The 13,791-nt window shown below is 72.1% G+C and carries 13 protein-coding genes; 5 read left to right on the forward strand and 8 right to left on the reverse strand.

What is annotated here, in order from left to right; all coding sequences use genetic code 11:
• Window positions 1-5 precede the first annotated feature (5 nt).
• The 3 genes from VSH64_RS16485 (at window position 6) to VSH64_RS16495 (ending at window position 1,408) form a co-directional block, all read left to right on the forward strand.
• Window positions 6-365 carry a hypothetical protein gene (locus tag VSH64_RS16485; protein WP_326836483.1) on the forward strand — a complete coding sequence of 120 codons (360 nt, stop codon included), beginning with the start codon at window positions 6-8 and terminating at the stop codon, window positions 363-365.
• Between the two features lie 55 nt (window positions 366-420).
• On the forward strand, window positions 421-699 hold the full coding sequence (locus tag VSH64_RS16490; RefSeq protein ID WP_326836484.1) for a hypothetical protein: 279 nt from the start codon (window positions 421-423) through the stop codon (window positions 697-699).
• A gap of 85 nt (window positions 700-784) precedes the next feature.
• Window positions 785-1,408, forward strand: a complete 624-nt coding sequence (locus VSH64_RS16495) for a TetR/AcrR family transcriptional regulator (protein WP_326836485.1) — start codon at window positions 785-787, stop codon at window positions 1,406-1,408.
• A gap of 96 nt (window positions 1,409-1,504) precedes the next feature.
• On the opposite strand, the gene VSH64_RS16500 is transcribed toward VSH64_RS16495, so the two are convergent.
• The 5 genes from VSH64_RS16500 to VSH64_RS16520 all read right to left on the reverse strand — a co-directional run bounded on the left by VSH64_RS16500 (window position 1,505) and on the right by VSH64_RS16520 (window position 9,075).
• The gene (locus tag VSH64_RS16500; protein WP_326836486.1) at window positions 1,505-1,879 is read right to left on the reverse strand and encodes a YybH family protein; all 375 of its coding nucleotides are present in this window, start codon (window positions 1,877-1,879) and stop codon (window positions 1,505-1,507) included.
• A 61-nt stretch (window positions 1,880-1,940) separates the two neighbouring features.
• Window positions 1,941-2,654, reverse strand: coding sequence for an SDR family NAD(P)-dependent oxidoreductase (locus VSH64_RS16505; RefSeq protein ID WP_326836487.1), 714 nt, complete (start codon window positions 2,652-2,654; stop codon window positions 1,941-1,943).
• Window positions 2,655-2,758: 104 nt separating this feature from the next.
• A complete protein-coding gene (locus tag VSH64_RS16510) occupies window positions 2,759-3,676 on the reverse strand; it encodes a LysR family transcriptional regulator (RefSeq protein WP_326836488.1) in 918 nt (305 codons plus the stop codon).
• A gap of 84 nt (window positions 3,677-3,760) precedes the next feature.
• Complete coding sequence (locus VSH64_RS16515) at window positions 3,761-7,480, reverse strand: multifunctional oxoglutarate decarboxylase/oxoglutarate dehydrogenase thiamine pyrophosphate-binding subunit/dihydrolipoyllysine-residue succinyltransferase subunit (protein ID WP_326836489.1); 3,720 nt, start codon at window positions 7,478-7,480, stop codon at window positions 3,761-3,763.
• A gap of 128 nt (window positions 7,481-7,608) precedes the next feature.
• Window positions 7,609-9,075 carry a class I adenylate-forming enzyme family protein gene (locus VSH64_RS16520; protein ID WP_326836490.1) on the reverse strand — a complete coding sequence of 489 codons (1,467 nt, stop codon included), beginning with the start codon at window positions 9,073-9,075 and terminating at the stop codon, window positions 7,609-7,611.
• A 150-nt stretch (window positions 9,076-9,225) separates the two neighbouring features.
• Between VSH64_RS16520 and VSH64_RS16525 the strand changes: the two genes are divergently transcribed.
• Window positions 9,226-9,834, forward strand: a complete 609-nt coding sequence (locus tag VSH64_RS16525; protein ID WP_326836491.1) for a TetR/AcrR family transcriptional regulator — start codon at window positions 9,226-9,228, stop codon at window positions 9,832-9,834.
• Window positions 9,835-9,894: 60 nt separating this feature from the next.
• On the opposite strand, the gene VSH64_RS16530 is transcribed toward VSH64_RS16525, so the two are convergent.
• The 3 genes from VSH64_RS16530 to VSH64_RS16540 all read right to left on the reverse strand — a co-directional run bounded on the left by VSH64_RS16530 (window position 9,895) and on the right by VSH64_RS16540 (window position 12,798).
• Window positions 9,895-10,095 carry a hypothetical protein gene (locus VSH64_RS16530; RefSeq protein ID WP_326836492.1) on the reverse strand — a complete coding sequence of 67 codons (201 nt, stop codon included), beginning with the start codon at window positions 10,093-10,095 and terminating at the stop codon, window positions 9,895-9,897.
• Window positions 10,096-10,205: 110 nt separating this feature from the next.
• Window positions 10,206-12,131, reverse strand: coding sequence for a 1-deoxy-D-xylulose-5-phosphate synthase (gene dxs / locus VSH64_RS16535; RefSeq protein ID WP_326836493.1), 1,926 nt, complete (start codon window positions 12,129-12,131; stop codon window positions 10,206-10,208).
• A gap of 97 nt (window positions 12,132-12,228) precedes the next feature.
• The gene (locus tag VSH64_RS16540; protein ID WP_326836494.1) at window positions 12,229-12,798 is read right to left on the reverse strand and encodes a TetR/AcrR family transcriptional regulator; all 570 of its coding nucleotides are present in this window, start codon (window positions 12,796-12,798) and stop codon (window positions 12,229-12,231) included.
• 101 nt (window positions 12,799-12,899) lie between these two features.
• On the opposite strand from VSH64_RS16540, the gene VSH64_RS16545 reads away from it, so the two are divergent.
• Window positions 12,900-13,781 carry an NmrA/HSCARG family protein gene (locus tag VSH64_RS16545; protein WP_326836495.1) on the forward strand — a complete coding sequence of 294 codons (882 nt, stop codon included), beginning with the start codon at window positions 12,900-12,902 and terminating at the stop codon, window positions 13,779-13,781.
• Window positions 13,782-13,791 lie beyond the last annotated feature (10 nt).

Raw genomic sequence — 13,791 nt, forward strand, 5'->3', positions numbered from 1 at the left:
GAACGATGCGGGTCCTCCGTCAGGGCTCACTGGTCAAGGCCGCCGCGGCGCTCGCCCTCGTGTTCGGCGTGGCCGGGTTCAGCGCCGGCCCGGCGCAAGCGAGCCCGCAGAGCGCACAAAGCGGCAGCGGCACCATCTCCGACCCGTGGGTGCCCACCCGCGCGGCCCACATCACCTGCCAGACCGCCACCCTGTTCGGCAACTACACGCCGGGCCAGGGCCACGCGGACCCGATCGACACCTTGGTGCAGGGCAACTACATCGGGGTCCGCTACATCACCGCCGACCACTACTCCGCCGACGTCTTCTGGCACGGCAAGAGCAAGTGGGGCTTCCTCCTGCGCAGCTGCTTCAGCCTCGACTGACCCCTCCACCCGCCGCACCAGCTTCCCCACTCCACCGGCGAAAGCAGGAACCCCCGTGACCTTCCCCCGTCCCACCCGCGCCCTCACGGCCGTCGCCCTCACCGCGGCCGCCGTGGTCGGCCTCGCCCCCGCCGCCTCGGCCGGCACGGTGTACGAGATCTGCGCCACCGACCTCTACGTCCGCACCCAACCCGCCGGCGTCATCATCGGCACCCTCTACCGCGGCGACCACTTCGAGCTCTCCCGCTACTCCCCCAGCGGCGCCTGGGCCGAGGGCTACGCGATGGGCCACGTCAACCAGCGCGGCTGGGTCCAGGCCGGCTGGTTCTGCTGAACCCCGCGGTCCGCGTGATCACCGTGCCACCACGGCGGTGATCACGCGGGCCGGGCACCAGCCGACCGGTCGTACACTGGTGACCATGGGCAGGACGAGTGACGCCAAGGAGCGGATCCTCGCGGCCGCCCACGAGCTCGTCGAGGTGCGGGGGTACTCCGCGCTCGGCGTGGCCGAGATCTGCAAGGCGGCGGGGGTGCCGAAGGGCAGCTTCTACTACTTCTTCGAGTCCAAGGAAGCGCTCGCGCTCGCCGTGATCGCCGAGGAGTGGGCCGGGCAGCGGAAGGGGTGGGCCGAGGCGCTGGAGGGGCCCGGGGCGCCGTTGGCGAAGCTGCGCAAGCTGTTCGAGGGCACGGCAGCGGCGCAGCGGCAGAGCCAGGCCACGTGCGGCACGGTGTCGGGCTGTCTGTTCGGCAACCTGAGCCTCGAGCTGAGCAACCGGACCGAGCCGATCCGCCTGGCGTTGCAGGAGGTTTTCGCGACGCAGGCGCGGATGGTGCAGGCCGTGGTCGAGGACGCGGTGGCGCGCGGCGACGCGCTCGTGGCCGACCCGGCCGAGGCCGCGCGGGCGGTGGTCGCCCAGTTGGAGGGGCAGGTGCTGCTCGCGAAGCTCTACAACGACACCAGCCACCTCGACGCGATGTGGACGAACTGCCTGGCGCTGGTCGGCGCCGGCGTCGCCGAGGCCGCGGCCGCGATGCCCGACTGACGAGAGTGGACTGTCCTCATCGGACAGTCCGGCACAGCGAACAGCGCGGCCGGAACCCGGATCTCCCGGTTCCGGCCGCGCTTTTTGCCCGCGGGCCTAGTGGTTCTCTTCGATGCGCGACACGTGGTAGTGGCTGATCAGCCAGCGGCCGGTGTCCTGCCGACGCAGGATCAGCGTGAGGTGGAACCGCAGCACGACCCCGTCGGGGCGGGTGAACACGGGGTCGACGTAGGCGGAGAGGACGCCGTCGGCCAGGGGGCGCAGTTCGCGGATCGCGTAGCGGACGGTCAGCCCCACGGGCTGGCCCGCGTAGTAGTCCGCCACGCCCTGGCGGCCGAGCGAGTAGCCGGGGTGCGCGCCCTGGAAGAGCGCGTCTTCGGTGAAGAAGGCCGCGACGTCGGCGGGGCGGTGGTCGTCGATGCCGCGCTGCCAGCCGTCGAGGACCGTGGTGACGGTCTCGGTGAAGTCCATGTCCGTGCTCCCTTCGAGGGGCGGGACCGCGAGCGCGGCCCCGCCCGGTGCCGCGAAGACCTCAGTGCCCCGCGCTCTGACCACCGTTGACGTTCAGGATCTCGCCCGTGACGAACGGCGCGTTCTCCAGGTACAGCACGCCGTCGACGATGTCGCTGACCTCGCCCATGCGGTTCACCGGGTGCAGCCCGGCGCGCTCGGCGTAGGTCTCCGGCGGGTTGAGCGCGGTCTTGTGGATGCCCGGCGCCACGGCGTTCACGCGGATGCCGCGCGAGGCGTACTCCACGGCCAGCGACTTGGTCACCGCCTGCAGACCGCCCTTGGTCAGCATCGCGACCGACGCCGGCACCGCCGAAACGGGGTGGTCCACGAAACTGGTGGTGATCTGCACGACGTGCCCGCCGCCCTGGGCCAGCATGTGCGGCACCGCGAGGTGCGTGAGGTGGAACCAGCCCGCGAGGTTCACCGACACCAGGCGTTCGAAGTCGGCGAAGGTGAAGTCGGTGAACGGCTTCGCGTCGAACAGGCCCGCGTTGTTGATCAGCGTGTCGACGCGGCCGAACCGCTCGATCGCGGTGTCGATCACACGCTGCGCGGTCGCCGGGTCGGTGAGGTCGCCCGCCACGTTGACCAGGTCGGCGTCACCGGATTCGGCCGGCACCGACCGGGCCGTGGCGACCACGGTCCACCCCAGCTTCCGGTACCCCTCCACGATCCCCGCGCCGAGACCCTGCGAAGCCCCGGTGACCACAGCCACTTTCCGTCCAGTGCTCATCTGCTCATCCTCAGAAATAGTAGACCGGTTGTCTATCTCCGGTCTACTCACGGCCGGGCACCGGTGCCAGGAGGCCCGGCGTCGCACGTGCGAGGGGGAACCTCCTACCGCACTGGAGCGTGCGGATCGCCGGACGGCAGCCAGTCGGAAGCGGCGAACACCGGCAGGTCGAGGCCGGCGGTCAACGCGTCGACCACGGCGTGGACCGAAGCCCTGGTCTCGTCGCGGCGGGTCACCAGCGACCAGGTCCACACGGGAGCCGGGTCGACGATCGGCCGGCGCACCAGGTCCGAGGGCAGCGCGGCCGTCTGGCCCTTCGGCGAATTGACCACGGGCCGGTCCAGCCGGCGGACGTGCTCGAAGAACGCCGGGCCGGTGATGCCGTTGTCGTCCGTTCGCACCACAGACGCACCCGTCGCGCGGGCGAACTGGCCGGCGAACAGGTTCCACGACGACCAGCTCACCGTGTCGGAGTCCACCAGCACCGCGGTGTCCTTCGCCGCCACCGGCGCGGTGTCCGGACCGGTGGCCACGGCGTACAGCTCGTCGGCACCCGCCAGGCGCGCGACCAGGTCCTGCTCGGCGAGGTCCGGCGTCTGCACCCAGCACACGGCCACGTCGATGCTGCCGTCGGCGACCCGGCCCGCCTGCGCGTGCGAGGGCAGCACCCACGGGTCGACCTCCACGCGCGCGACGCCGGCGGTCCGCTCGGCCACCGCGGCCGGCAGCCAGTTCACGTACCCGAGCCGCACGACCTCGGTGCTGGTGAGGCCGGCCGCCTGCCCGCGCAGGTCGTCGGCGGCGCGCAGGACCGCCCGTGCTCCCGGCAGCAGCGTCTCGCCGGCCGTGGTGAGCGCGACCGAGCGCCGGTCGCGGTCGAACAACCGCACGCCGAGGTCGCGCTCGAGCGCCTTGATCTGCTGCGACAGCGACGGCCCGGCGATGTGCAGCCGCTCGGCGGCCCGGCCGAAGTTCATCTCCTCGGCGACGAACACGAAGTACCGCAGCTGGCGAAGTTCCACCAGCGCATCGTAGATCGGCCGCCGTCCGGGCCGGCGGCGGCGACACCGCCGGGGAGCGCCCGTGAGCGCTTCCCGGCGGACCGGTCAGCCGCCGAGCACGCGCCGGACCAGGTCGGCCTGCTCCTTCTGGTGCCGGTGGTGCGACCCCGTGGCCGGCGAAGCCGAAGCGGGGCGCGACACCACCGTGAGCCGCCGGCCGGCGGGCGGTTCGAGCTCGCCGCGCAGGTACGACCACGCGCCCTGGTTCTTCGGTTCCTCTTGCGCCCACACGAAATCGGCGTTCGGATAGGTCGCCAGCACCGTCGTCAGCTCCTCCTGGGGCAGCGGGTGGAACTGCTCGAGCCGCACCAGCGCGACGTCGGTCCGCCCCGACTTCTCCAGCTGCGCCAGCAGGTCGTAGTAGAGCTTGCCGGCGACCAGCACCACCCGGCTCACCCGCTCACGGTCCAGCGGCCGGTGCTCGTCGAGCACCGGGGCGAACGTGCCGTCGGTGAAGTCGGCCACCGAACTGGTGGCGGCCTTCAGCCGCAGCATGCTCTTCGGCGTGAACACCACCAGCGGCCGGCGCCGCGGCTCGAACGCCTGGCGCCGCAGCAGGTGGAAGTACGACGCCGGGGTCGAGGGCTGCGCGACGATCAGGTTGTCCTCGGCGCACAGCTGCAGGAACCGCTCGATCCGCGCCGACGAGTGGTCCGGGCCGCGGCCCTCGTACCCGTGCGGCAGCAGGAGCGCGAGCGAGGCCGACTGGCCCCACTTCTGCTCGGCCGAGCTGATGAACTCGTCCACGATCACCTGCGCGCCGTTCACGAAGTCGCCGAACTGGGCTTCCCACAGCACCAGTGCCTCCGGCCGCTCCACGGAGTAGCCGTATTCGAAGCCCAGCGCCGCGTATTCGCTCAGCAGCGAGTCGTAGACCTCGAACGAGGCCTGGCCGTCTTCCAGGTGCGCCAGCGGCGTCCACTCCCGGCCGGTGCGCTGGTCGTGCAGAACCGCGTGGCGCTGCACGAAAGTGCCGCGCCGGCTGTCCTGGCCGGCGAGCCGCACCGGCACGCCGTCCACCACCAGCGAACCGAACGCCAGCAGCTCCGCGAACGCCCAGTCGATGCCGCCCTGCCCGGCCATTTCCGCCCGCTTCGCGAGCAGCGGCGCGAGCTTGGGGTGCACCGTGAACCCGGCGGGCACGTCGCCGAACGCGGTGCCGACCTTCTTCAGCACGACGTCCGACGTCGCCGTCGGCCGAGCCGCCCGGGCCGGCTCGCCGCGGCGTCCACCCGCGAACGTACCGGCTCCGCCTGAAGCACCGGTTTCCTTGAACGAGCGCTCCAGCGTGTGCTGGAAGTCGCGGTGCGCCTGCTCGTACTCCTCGGCCGTGATGTCGCCGCGCCCGACCAGGGCTTCGGTGTAGAGCTCGCGCACGGAAGGCTTGGTCCCGATCAGCGCGTACATCTGCGGCTGCGTCATCGACGGGTCGTCGGCCTCGTTGTGCCCGCGGCGGCGGTAGCAGATCAGGTCGATCACCACGTCGCGGCCGAACTCCTGCCGGTAGGCGAACGCGAGCTGCCCGGCCCGCACCACGGCCTCGGGGTCGTCGCCGTTCACGTGCAGGATCGGGGCCTGGATCGTCTTCGCGACGTCCGTGGAGTACACCGAGGTGCGGCCGTCCTGCGGCGCGGTGGTGAACCCGACCTGGTTGTTGATGTTGATGCGGATCGTGCCGCCGACGCGGTAACCACGCAGCTGCGACATCTGCATCGTCTCGCCCACCACGCCCTCGCCCGCGAGCGCGGCGTCGCCGTGGACGATGATCGGCAACGTCGAGAACCGCCCGTCGCCGGCCCGGTCCTGCCGCGCGCGGGCCACGCCGAGCAGCACGCCGTCGACCGCGTCGAGGTGCGACGGGTTGGCCGCGAGGTACACCGGCAGCTCCGACCCGTGCGGGCCGGCGAACACGCCTTCGGTGCCCAGGTGGTACTTCACGTCGCCGGACCCGTCGGAGGTCTCCTCGTCGCGGGTGTCCTCGAACTCGTCGAAGATCTGGCGGTAGGTCTTGCCGGCGATGTTGGCCAGCACGTTGAGCCGGCCGCGGTGCGCCATGGCGATCGTCGCGCCCGCCAGGCCCTCTTCCGCCGCGCGGCTCAGGATCGCGTCGAGCAGCGCGATCGCGGACTCGCCGCCTTCGAGGCTGAACCGGGTCTGCCCCACGTACTTCGTCTGCAGGAAGGTCTCGAACGCCTCGGCCTCGGTGAGTTTGCCCAGCACCCGCGTCTGCTCGGTGTGGGTCGGCTTCACGTACGGCCGCTCCACCCGTTCCTGGAACCAGCGGCGCTGCGCCGGGTCCTGCAGGTGTGTGTATTCGATGCCGGTGGTGCGGCAGTAGGCGTCGCGCAGCACGCCGAGGATGTCACGCAGCGGCATCCTCCGACGCTCGCCGCCGAGGTCGCCGGTCACGAACTCGCGGTCGAGGTCCCACAACGTGAGCCCGTGGCCCGCCAACTCGAGGTCGGGGTGCGAGCGCTGCCGGTAGCCCAGCGGGTCGGTGTCGGCCATCAGGTGACCACGCTCGCGGAACGCGGTCACGAGCTCGTGCACACGGGTCTCTTTGCTCGGTGCGAGCCCTTCGGCCACGCTCACGTCCGCGGCCCAGCGGATGGGCTCGTACGGGATCCGCAGCGCCGTGAAGATGTCCTCGTAGAAGCCGTGTTCACCCAGCAGCAGGCCGTGGACCAGGCGGAGGAACTCGCCGCTGCCCGCGCCCTGGATCACGCGATGGTCGTAGGTGCTCGTGAGCGTCATCGTCTTGCCGACGCCGTTTTCCGCCAGCCACGCGTCGCTCGCGCCCTGGAACGCCGCCGGGTACTCGAGCGCGCCCGCGCCGATGATGCTCCCCTGCCCGCGGGTGAGGCGCGGAACGGAGTGCTCGGTGCCGATGCCGCCGGGGTTGGTCAACGTCATCGTGGCGCCGGCGAAGTCGGTGACCGTGAGCGCGTTGGAGCGCGCGCGGGACACGAGGTCCTCGTAGCGCGCGAGGAACTCGCCGAAGGTGAGGGTGTCGGCGTCCTTGATCACCGGCACCAGCAGCGCGCGCTGCCTGTCGGGGCGGGGCAGGTCGATCGCGATCCCCAGGCCCAGGTGCGCCGGCGCGACGGTGACCGGTTTCCCGTCCACCACGTCGTAGTGCACGTTCTGGCTCGGGAACTGCTTCACGGCCTGGACGAGTGCCCAGCCGAGCAGGTGGGTGTAGCTGACCTTGCCGCCGCGGGTGCGGCGCAGGTGGTTGTTGATCACGATCCGGTTGTCGGCCATGAGTTTCGCGGGCACGCTGCGGACACTGGTCGCCGTGGGCACCGCCAGGCTCGCGTCCATGGTGGACGCCAGCGTTTTCGCGGGGCCGCGGAGAACGGTCACGGTGTCCTCGGGCGGCGGCTGTTGCTCGGGCCGCGGCATTGGCTGTTGCTGTTGCTGCGGCTTCGGGTTCAGCGGCTGGGCCTGCTGGACCGGTTGTGTCTGCTGGACTTGCTGGACCGGCTGGGCTTGTGGAACCGGTTGTGTCGGCTGAGCCGACGGCGCTTGCTGGGCCTGCGGGCGAGCCACTGTCTGCGGCCGCGGCGAGCTCACCGGGGCGCTCGCGGGCTTCGGCGCGGGCGGGGCGCCGGTCGCGCCGGGACGGTAGTTCTCGAACACCGGCCACCAGGCGCGGTCCACGGAATCGCGGTCCCGCACGTACCGCTCGTAGAGCTCCTCGACCATCCATTCGTTGGCCCCGAAGGCCGCCGGTGCTTCCGCGTCGATGTCTGTTCCAGCCATCTCGACTCGCCTGATCCCGTCTGCTCGCCACCTGAGAACGACCGTTCTCACTGCTCGACCCGAGTCTACGCTTCACGCACCGCGCTTGCGTCGAGCCCCTACTCCGGCGTGGCCGCGCCGGCGGTGGATCAGTTGTCCGGCAACCGATCGACCACGTGCACGACGGTCGGCACCTTGTACGGCGCGAGGTGTTGCCGCAGCCAGTCCCGCAAGGTCGAACCCAGTGAATGATCCGAGGTGACCACGAACGCCACCACGGTCTCGCCCCACCGCGGATCGGCCACGCCGACGACCCGTGCGGCCGACACCGCCGGGTGCGCGAGAACGGCCGTTTCCACTTCATCCGGGTAGACGTGGAACGACCCGGTGTTGATCATGCCGTCGAGCCGCCCGGTCAGCCTCAGGTAACCCTCGCCGGTGAGCACGGCGGTGTCGCCGAGCCCGCACCAGCCGTCGCGATCGGCGAACTCCGCCGACACCATCGCGCTGCGCGTGAGCACCTCGCCGTCACGCTGTCCGGCCTCGGGGCGGCCGACGGTCAGCTCGATCGCGTCGACCGGTCGCCCGCACGTGCCCGCCACCTGCTCGTCGCCGGCCAGCAGCCGCCGGTGGTCGCCGGCCGTGAGGACGGTGAGCGGCCAGCCGGCCTCGTAGCGGCCGTAGAGCTGGCAGAGCGTGTCGCCGACCAGGGGCTGCCAGCGCGCGAGCTCCGCCGCCGGCACCGGGGCGCCGCCGTAGAGCACCCGCCGCAGCGAACCGAGCCGGTGGCCGCCGTCGGGGCCCAGCGCGTCGGCCACCCGGGTGAGCATTCCGGGCACCGCGAAGAGCGTGGTCACGCGGTGGCGCTCCACGGCCTCGATCATCGCCTCGGCGCGGAACCGCGGCAGGAGCACCTGCGGCAGGCCCAGGTGCAGGAACGGGAAGCTGCCGACCATGCCGGTGGCGTGCATCAGCTGCACCACGGTGAGGTAGCAGTCGTCGCCGGTGGGTGCCGGGCCGTAGTGGCCGTGGCGGTACAGGCCGAGGTTGACGTCGATGATCGCGCGCCAGTTGGCGTAGCTCGTGGGGATGCCGAAGAGCTCGCCGCCGCGGACCGCGCGCGGGTACACGACCAGCGGGTGTCCGGGGTGGACGGTGACCCGGCCCTGCCACCGCGAGCCGGCGGCCGGCGAGGCGTCGTGGTGCACGAGAGTCGCCGGCCCCAGCTCGGTTTTCACCCAGCCGTCCGTGTCGTCGGGCACGTCGTCGTGGTGGCCGTCGGTCAGCACCGCGTCGGCGCGGCCGGCCTCGAAGATCGACCGGGCCTCGGCCACGGCTGCCGAGGGCTCCACCGGCAGCCGGGTCGCGCCGATGAGCTCGGTCGCGATGAACGCCTCGAGCGCGGCCGCGCTGTTGCGGAAACACACACCGATCGTCGCGTGCTCGAGGCCGCGGTCCACGAGCCGGCCCGCGAGGTACTGGGCCCGGTTCAGCAGGTCCGCACCCGTGCGCGCCACCTCGCCGTCGGCGCTGCGGGCCAGTACGGTGTCCCCGGCACGCGTGAGCGCGGCGCGGATCTCGCGACCGGCTTCGAGGTCCGCCCCGGTTCCGGTCATGCTGTGTCCCCGCTTCCGGGCTCCGACTGAGCTTCGCCGACTGAGAACGGTCATTCTCACGGTCGGTGCTAGTGTAAGGAGCACCGCGGTGGCCGTCAACGTCCGCCGAGCGCCCCTGTCCCCCGCCGAGAACCGCCGAGCCGAGGTACCGTGACCAGCGTCGACGAAGTCCACGACCCCGTCCGTGAGCACCTGCTCGACGCCGCCGAGCAGGTGTTCTACTCGCGCGGGGTCCAGGCCGTGGGCATGGACCGGCTGCGCACGGCCGCGAACCTGCCGCTGCGCCGGATCTACCAGCTGTTCCCGAGCAAGGACGACCTCGTGGTCGCGTTCCTGCGGCGCCGCCACGACCGCATGATGGCGAGCATCGCCGAGTTCACCGACAAGGCCGAAGACGGCGCCGCCCGCGTGTCCGCGATTTTCACCTGGCTGCACAAGTGGTTCTGCGAACCGGATTTCCGCGGCTGCCCGTGGATGAACGTGTTCGGCGAGCTCGGGGCCACCAACCCGGCCGTGGCCGCCGAGGTGCACCACCACCAACGCGAGTTCCGCAAGCTGCTCTCCGGCATCGTCGTGGCCGCCGGCTACTCACGCGAAACCGGCAACGTCGTACACCTGCTGGCCGAAGGCGCGGTGTCGACCGCCGCCGTCCAGCGCACCGCCACCCCGGCCACCGAGGCGCGGCGCGCGTCCGAGGTCCTCATCGCGGCCGAGGAGCCAGCCAAACCACGGCGGCGGTCCACCCGCGCCGCATCCTGACGCTCGCCGCGCCGGACTCGTCCACAGTGGACTTGGCCACGACACGGCCGGCCCGGCGCGTCACTCCGCCGCTGACCTCGGCGGCGGCTCGGCCGCCACGAGAGCCGCGGGAATCTTTTCCCACGCCCACTTCGTGATCCGCCCGGCGATCCCGTCGGCCGTGAGCCCCACCCGGTCGCGCAGGTCCGCGATCGAGCCGTGCCCACGTTCGCCGTGCAGCGCACCGGCCACCGAGGCGCGGCGCGCCGCCGAGATCCTCATCGCGGCCGAGGAACCGGTCAAACCACGGCGGCGGTCCACCCGCACCGCTTCCTGACGCGCGCCGGATCCGTTCCCAGTGGACTTGGCCACGACACGACCGGCCCGACGCGTCACTCCGCCGGCGACCTCGGCGGCGGCTCGGCCGCCGCGAGAGCCGCGGGAATCGTTTCCCACGCCCACTTCGTGATCCGCCCGGCGATCCCGTCGGCCGTGAGACCCACCCACTCCCGCAGGTCCGCGATCGAGCCGTGCTCCAGGAACTCGTCCGGCACGCCGAGCTCGCGCAGCGGAGTGTCCACCCCGGCCTCGTGCAACCGGTGCCCGATCCGGGCGCCGACGCCCCCGGCGACCACCCCGTCCTCCACGGTGACCACGAGCGCCGCGCCGCGCGCCAGGTCCACGAGGCCCTCGGGCAACGGCTTCACCCACCGCGGATCCACCACGCGGACGGTGAGCCCCACGGCCGCGAGGTCGGCCGCGGCCGCCACCACGTCCACGCCGGTGTGCCCGATCGCGATCACCAGCACCTCGACGTCGCCTTCGCCGGTTTCGGACAGCACGTCGACGCCGCCGGCACTGCGCAGCGCCGGCACGCTCTCGACGAGCGGCGACTTGGGGAACCGGACCACACTCGGCCCGCCCTGGTGGTCGACCGCGGTGCGCAAGGCGGCCCGCAACGTCGCCTCGTCGCGCGGCGCGGCCTGCACCAGCCCGGGCACCATGCCCAGCAGCGCGTAGTCCCACACGCCGTGGTGCGAGGGGCCGTCGGCGCCGGTGATGCCCGCGCGGTCGAGCACGAGCGTCACCGGGAGGCGGTGCAGGGCCACGTCGAACAGCAGCTGGTCGAACGCCCGGTTGAGGAAGGTCGCGTACAGCGCCACCACGGGGTGCGCACCCGTGGCCGCGAGCCCGGCCGCGGAGGTCACGGCGTGCTGCTCGGCGATGCCGACGTCGAAGAAGCGCTCGGGAAACGCCCGGGCGAACTTCCCGAGCCCGGTCGGCTCCCGCATGGCCGCGGTGATCGCGACGAGATCGTCGCGCTCGGCGCCGAGCGCGGCCAGCTCCTCGGAGAACACCGAGGTCCACGACCGGCCCTTCTTCGGCCGGGCCCGCCCGGTCACCGGATCGAACGCGCCGGGCGCGTGCATCTGCTCGACCTCGTCGGTCTCCGCCGGTGCGTAGCCGTTTCCCTTGCGAGTGACCACGTGCACGAGTACCGGCTCGCCGAAGTCCTTCGCGAGCTTCAGCGCCTTCTCCAGCGCCACGAGGTCGTGGCCGTCGACCGGGCCGGTGTACTTCAGGCCCAGGTCCTCGAACATGCCCTGGGGCGCGAGGACATCCTTCACCCCGCGCTTGAGGCCGTGCAGCGCTTCGTACACCGGCGCGCCGACCACCGGCGTGCGGCCGAGCGTGTCCTTCACCCCGTGCAGCACGCGTTCGTAGCCCGGGCGCAGCCGCAGCTCGGCGAGCCGCGCTGCCAGCGCACCGGCCGTGGGCGAGTACGAGCGGCCGTTGTCGTTGACCACGATGACCACCGGGCGCTTCGCGGCGGCGATGTTGTTCAGCGCCTCCCACGTCATGCCCCCGGTGAGCGCGCCGTCGCCGACCACCGCGACCACACACCGGGGCTCACCGCGCAGCGCCAGGCCCTTCGCCATGCCGTCCGCGTGGGACAACGCCGCCGACGCGTGGGAGCTCTCGATCCAGTCGTGGCTGCTTTCCGCGCGGCTCGGGTAACCCGAAAGGCCTTTTGTCTGCCGCAGCCCGTCGAACTCCGCGGCGCGGCCGGTGAGGATCTTGTGCACGTAGGCCTGGTGTCCCACGTCGAACAGGATCGGCTCGTCCGGCGAGTCGAACACGAGGTGCAGCGCGAGGGTGAGCTCCACAACGCCCAGGTTCGGGCCGAGGTGCCCGCCGGTCGCCGACACCGACCGCACGAGGAACTCCCGGATCTCACCGCACAACGCCACCCGGTCCGGGCCGCTCAGGCGCCGGACGTCCCGCGGACCACGGAGGCCTTCGAGCAGAGAACCCATGCGCTGATCACGTCGCTTTCTTCGCCGGGGCAAGCAGATGGCCCGTTCCGGCGAAGCCTACAACATCATGAGAATGGTCGTTCTCAGGTAGCGTCCTTCAGCCGGCGACCGTCAGCCCGTGCATCGCGGTGGACAGCAGGCGGTCCACGAGGTCCGACGTGCCACCGGGTTGCTGCGCGGCCCAGGCCAGCCCGAGCGCCAGGGCGATCACCTCGTACACCGTGACGTCGGAGCGCACGCGGCCGGTGTTCTGCGCCCGCACCAGCAGTTCGCCGGCGGACGCGCGCATCGCCGCACACGACTCGTGCAGCGCGGAACCCTCGTCGGCCAGCGCCGCCATGATCGATTCCGGCAGCCCCGTGTAGGTGCGCGCGCCGGTCGTCATCTCGGCCAGCCAGGCCGACAACGCTTCGTGCGGCGCCAGGTCCGGAGCCGCCAGCAGGCTCGCCGCGCGAGCGCGCAGGTGCTGGAAGTTGCTGTCGAGCAACGCTTCCAACAACGCGTCGCGAGTCGGGAAGTGCCGGTACAGCGTGCCGATCCCCACCCCGGCGCGGCGGGCCACCTCGCGCAACGACGCTTCGGTGCCCTGTTCGGCGAACGCCTCGCGCGCCGCGGCCAGGAGCAGGTCCCGGTTCCGCCGTGCGTCGGCCTGAGTGGGCTTGGTCACCGAATCCCTCCGAGGTTGCCGCGGCGGAGCACTGCTCCGTAGCATTCACGGTGCACCGGAGCGGTGCTCCGGTAAGCCCGACTATACCCGCGGAGCGAACGATGTCCTCAACCGAACCGGTGATCGCCGTCGTGGGCGCGACCGGGCAGCAGGGCGGCGCCACCGCGGCCGCCCTGTTCGCCCGGGGGTGGCGCGTGCGGGCCGTGGTCCGCGATCCCCGCGGTGCCGCGGCCCGGCAGCTGGCCCGCTCCGGCGCCGCTCTCGTGACCGCCGATCTGGACCACCGCGCCAGTCTGGAGACGGCCTTCCGCGGCGCGCACGGCGTGTTCAGCGTGCAGCCCGCCCTCATCCCGCCGGACTTCGCACCGAACGAACTGCAGCGCGGCATCACCGTCGCCGACGCCGCGCAGGCCGTGGGCGTGCGGCACCTGGTGTATTCCTCGGTGGCGTCCCGCGGTGCCACCGAAACCGGCCCGGACGTGCCCCACTGGACCCTCAAACGCGAGATCGAGCAGCACCTGCGGGCGATCGGGATACCGACGACCGTGCTGCGGCCGGTGATGTTCATGGAAAACCACGCCGACCCGACGTACGGCGTCCACGGCGAGCACTCGCTGCTCCGGGCCCTGCCCGCCGACCGACGGATCCAGCTCGTGGCCGCCGAGGACATCGGCGTGTTCGCGGCGCTCGCCTTCGCCGAGCCGGACCAGTACGTCGGCCAGGCCGTCGAACTGGCCGGCGACGAGCTGACCCCGGGCCGGATCGCCGCCGCGATCACGCGTGCCTCCGGCCGGGACCTCACCTCACTCGGCGGATCCGCCGAGCCGGCGGACGACGCTGCGCTGCCGCGTTACCAAGGCTGGCACGCCGATCCGCGCGAGCTGCGGCGCCGCCACCCCGGCCTGCTCGACTTCGACGCGTGGCTGACCCGGCGCGGAAAAGCCTTGCTCGACAAGCACTTCAGCGACCACGAACGCCGCTGAGCACCGCACC

It is taken from the genome of Amycolatopsis rhabdoformis, assembly GCF_035918295.1.
Lineage (GTDB): Bacteria > Actinomycetota > Actinomycetes > Mycobacteriales > Pseudonocardiaceae > Amycolatopsis > Amycolatopsis rhabdoformis.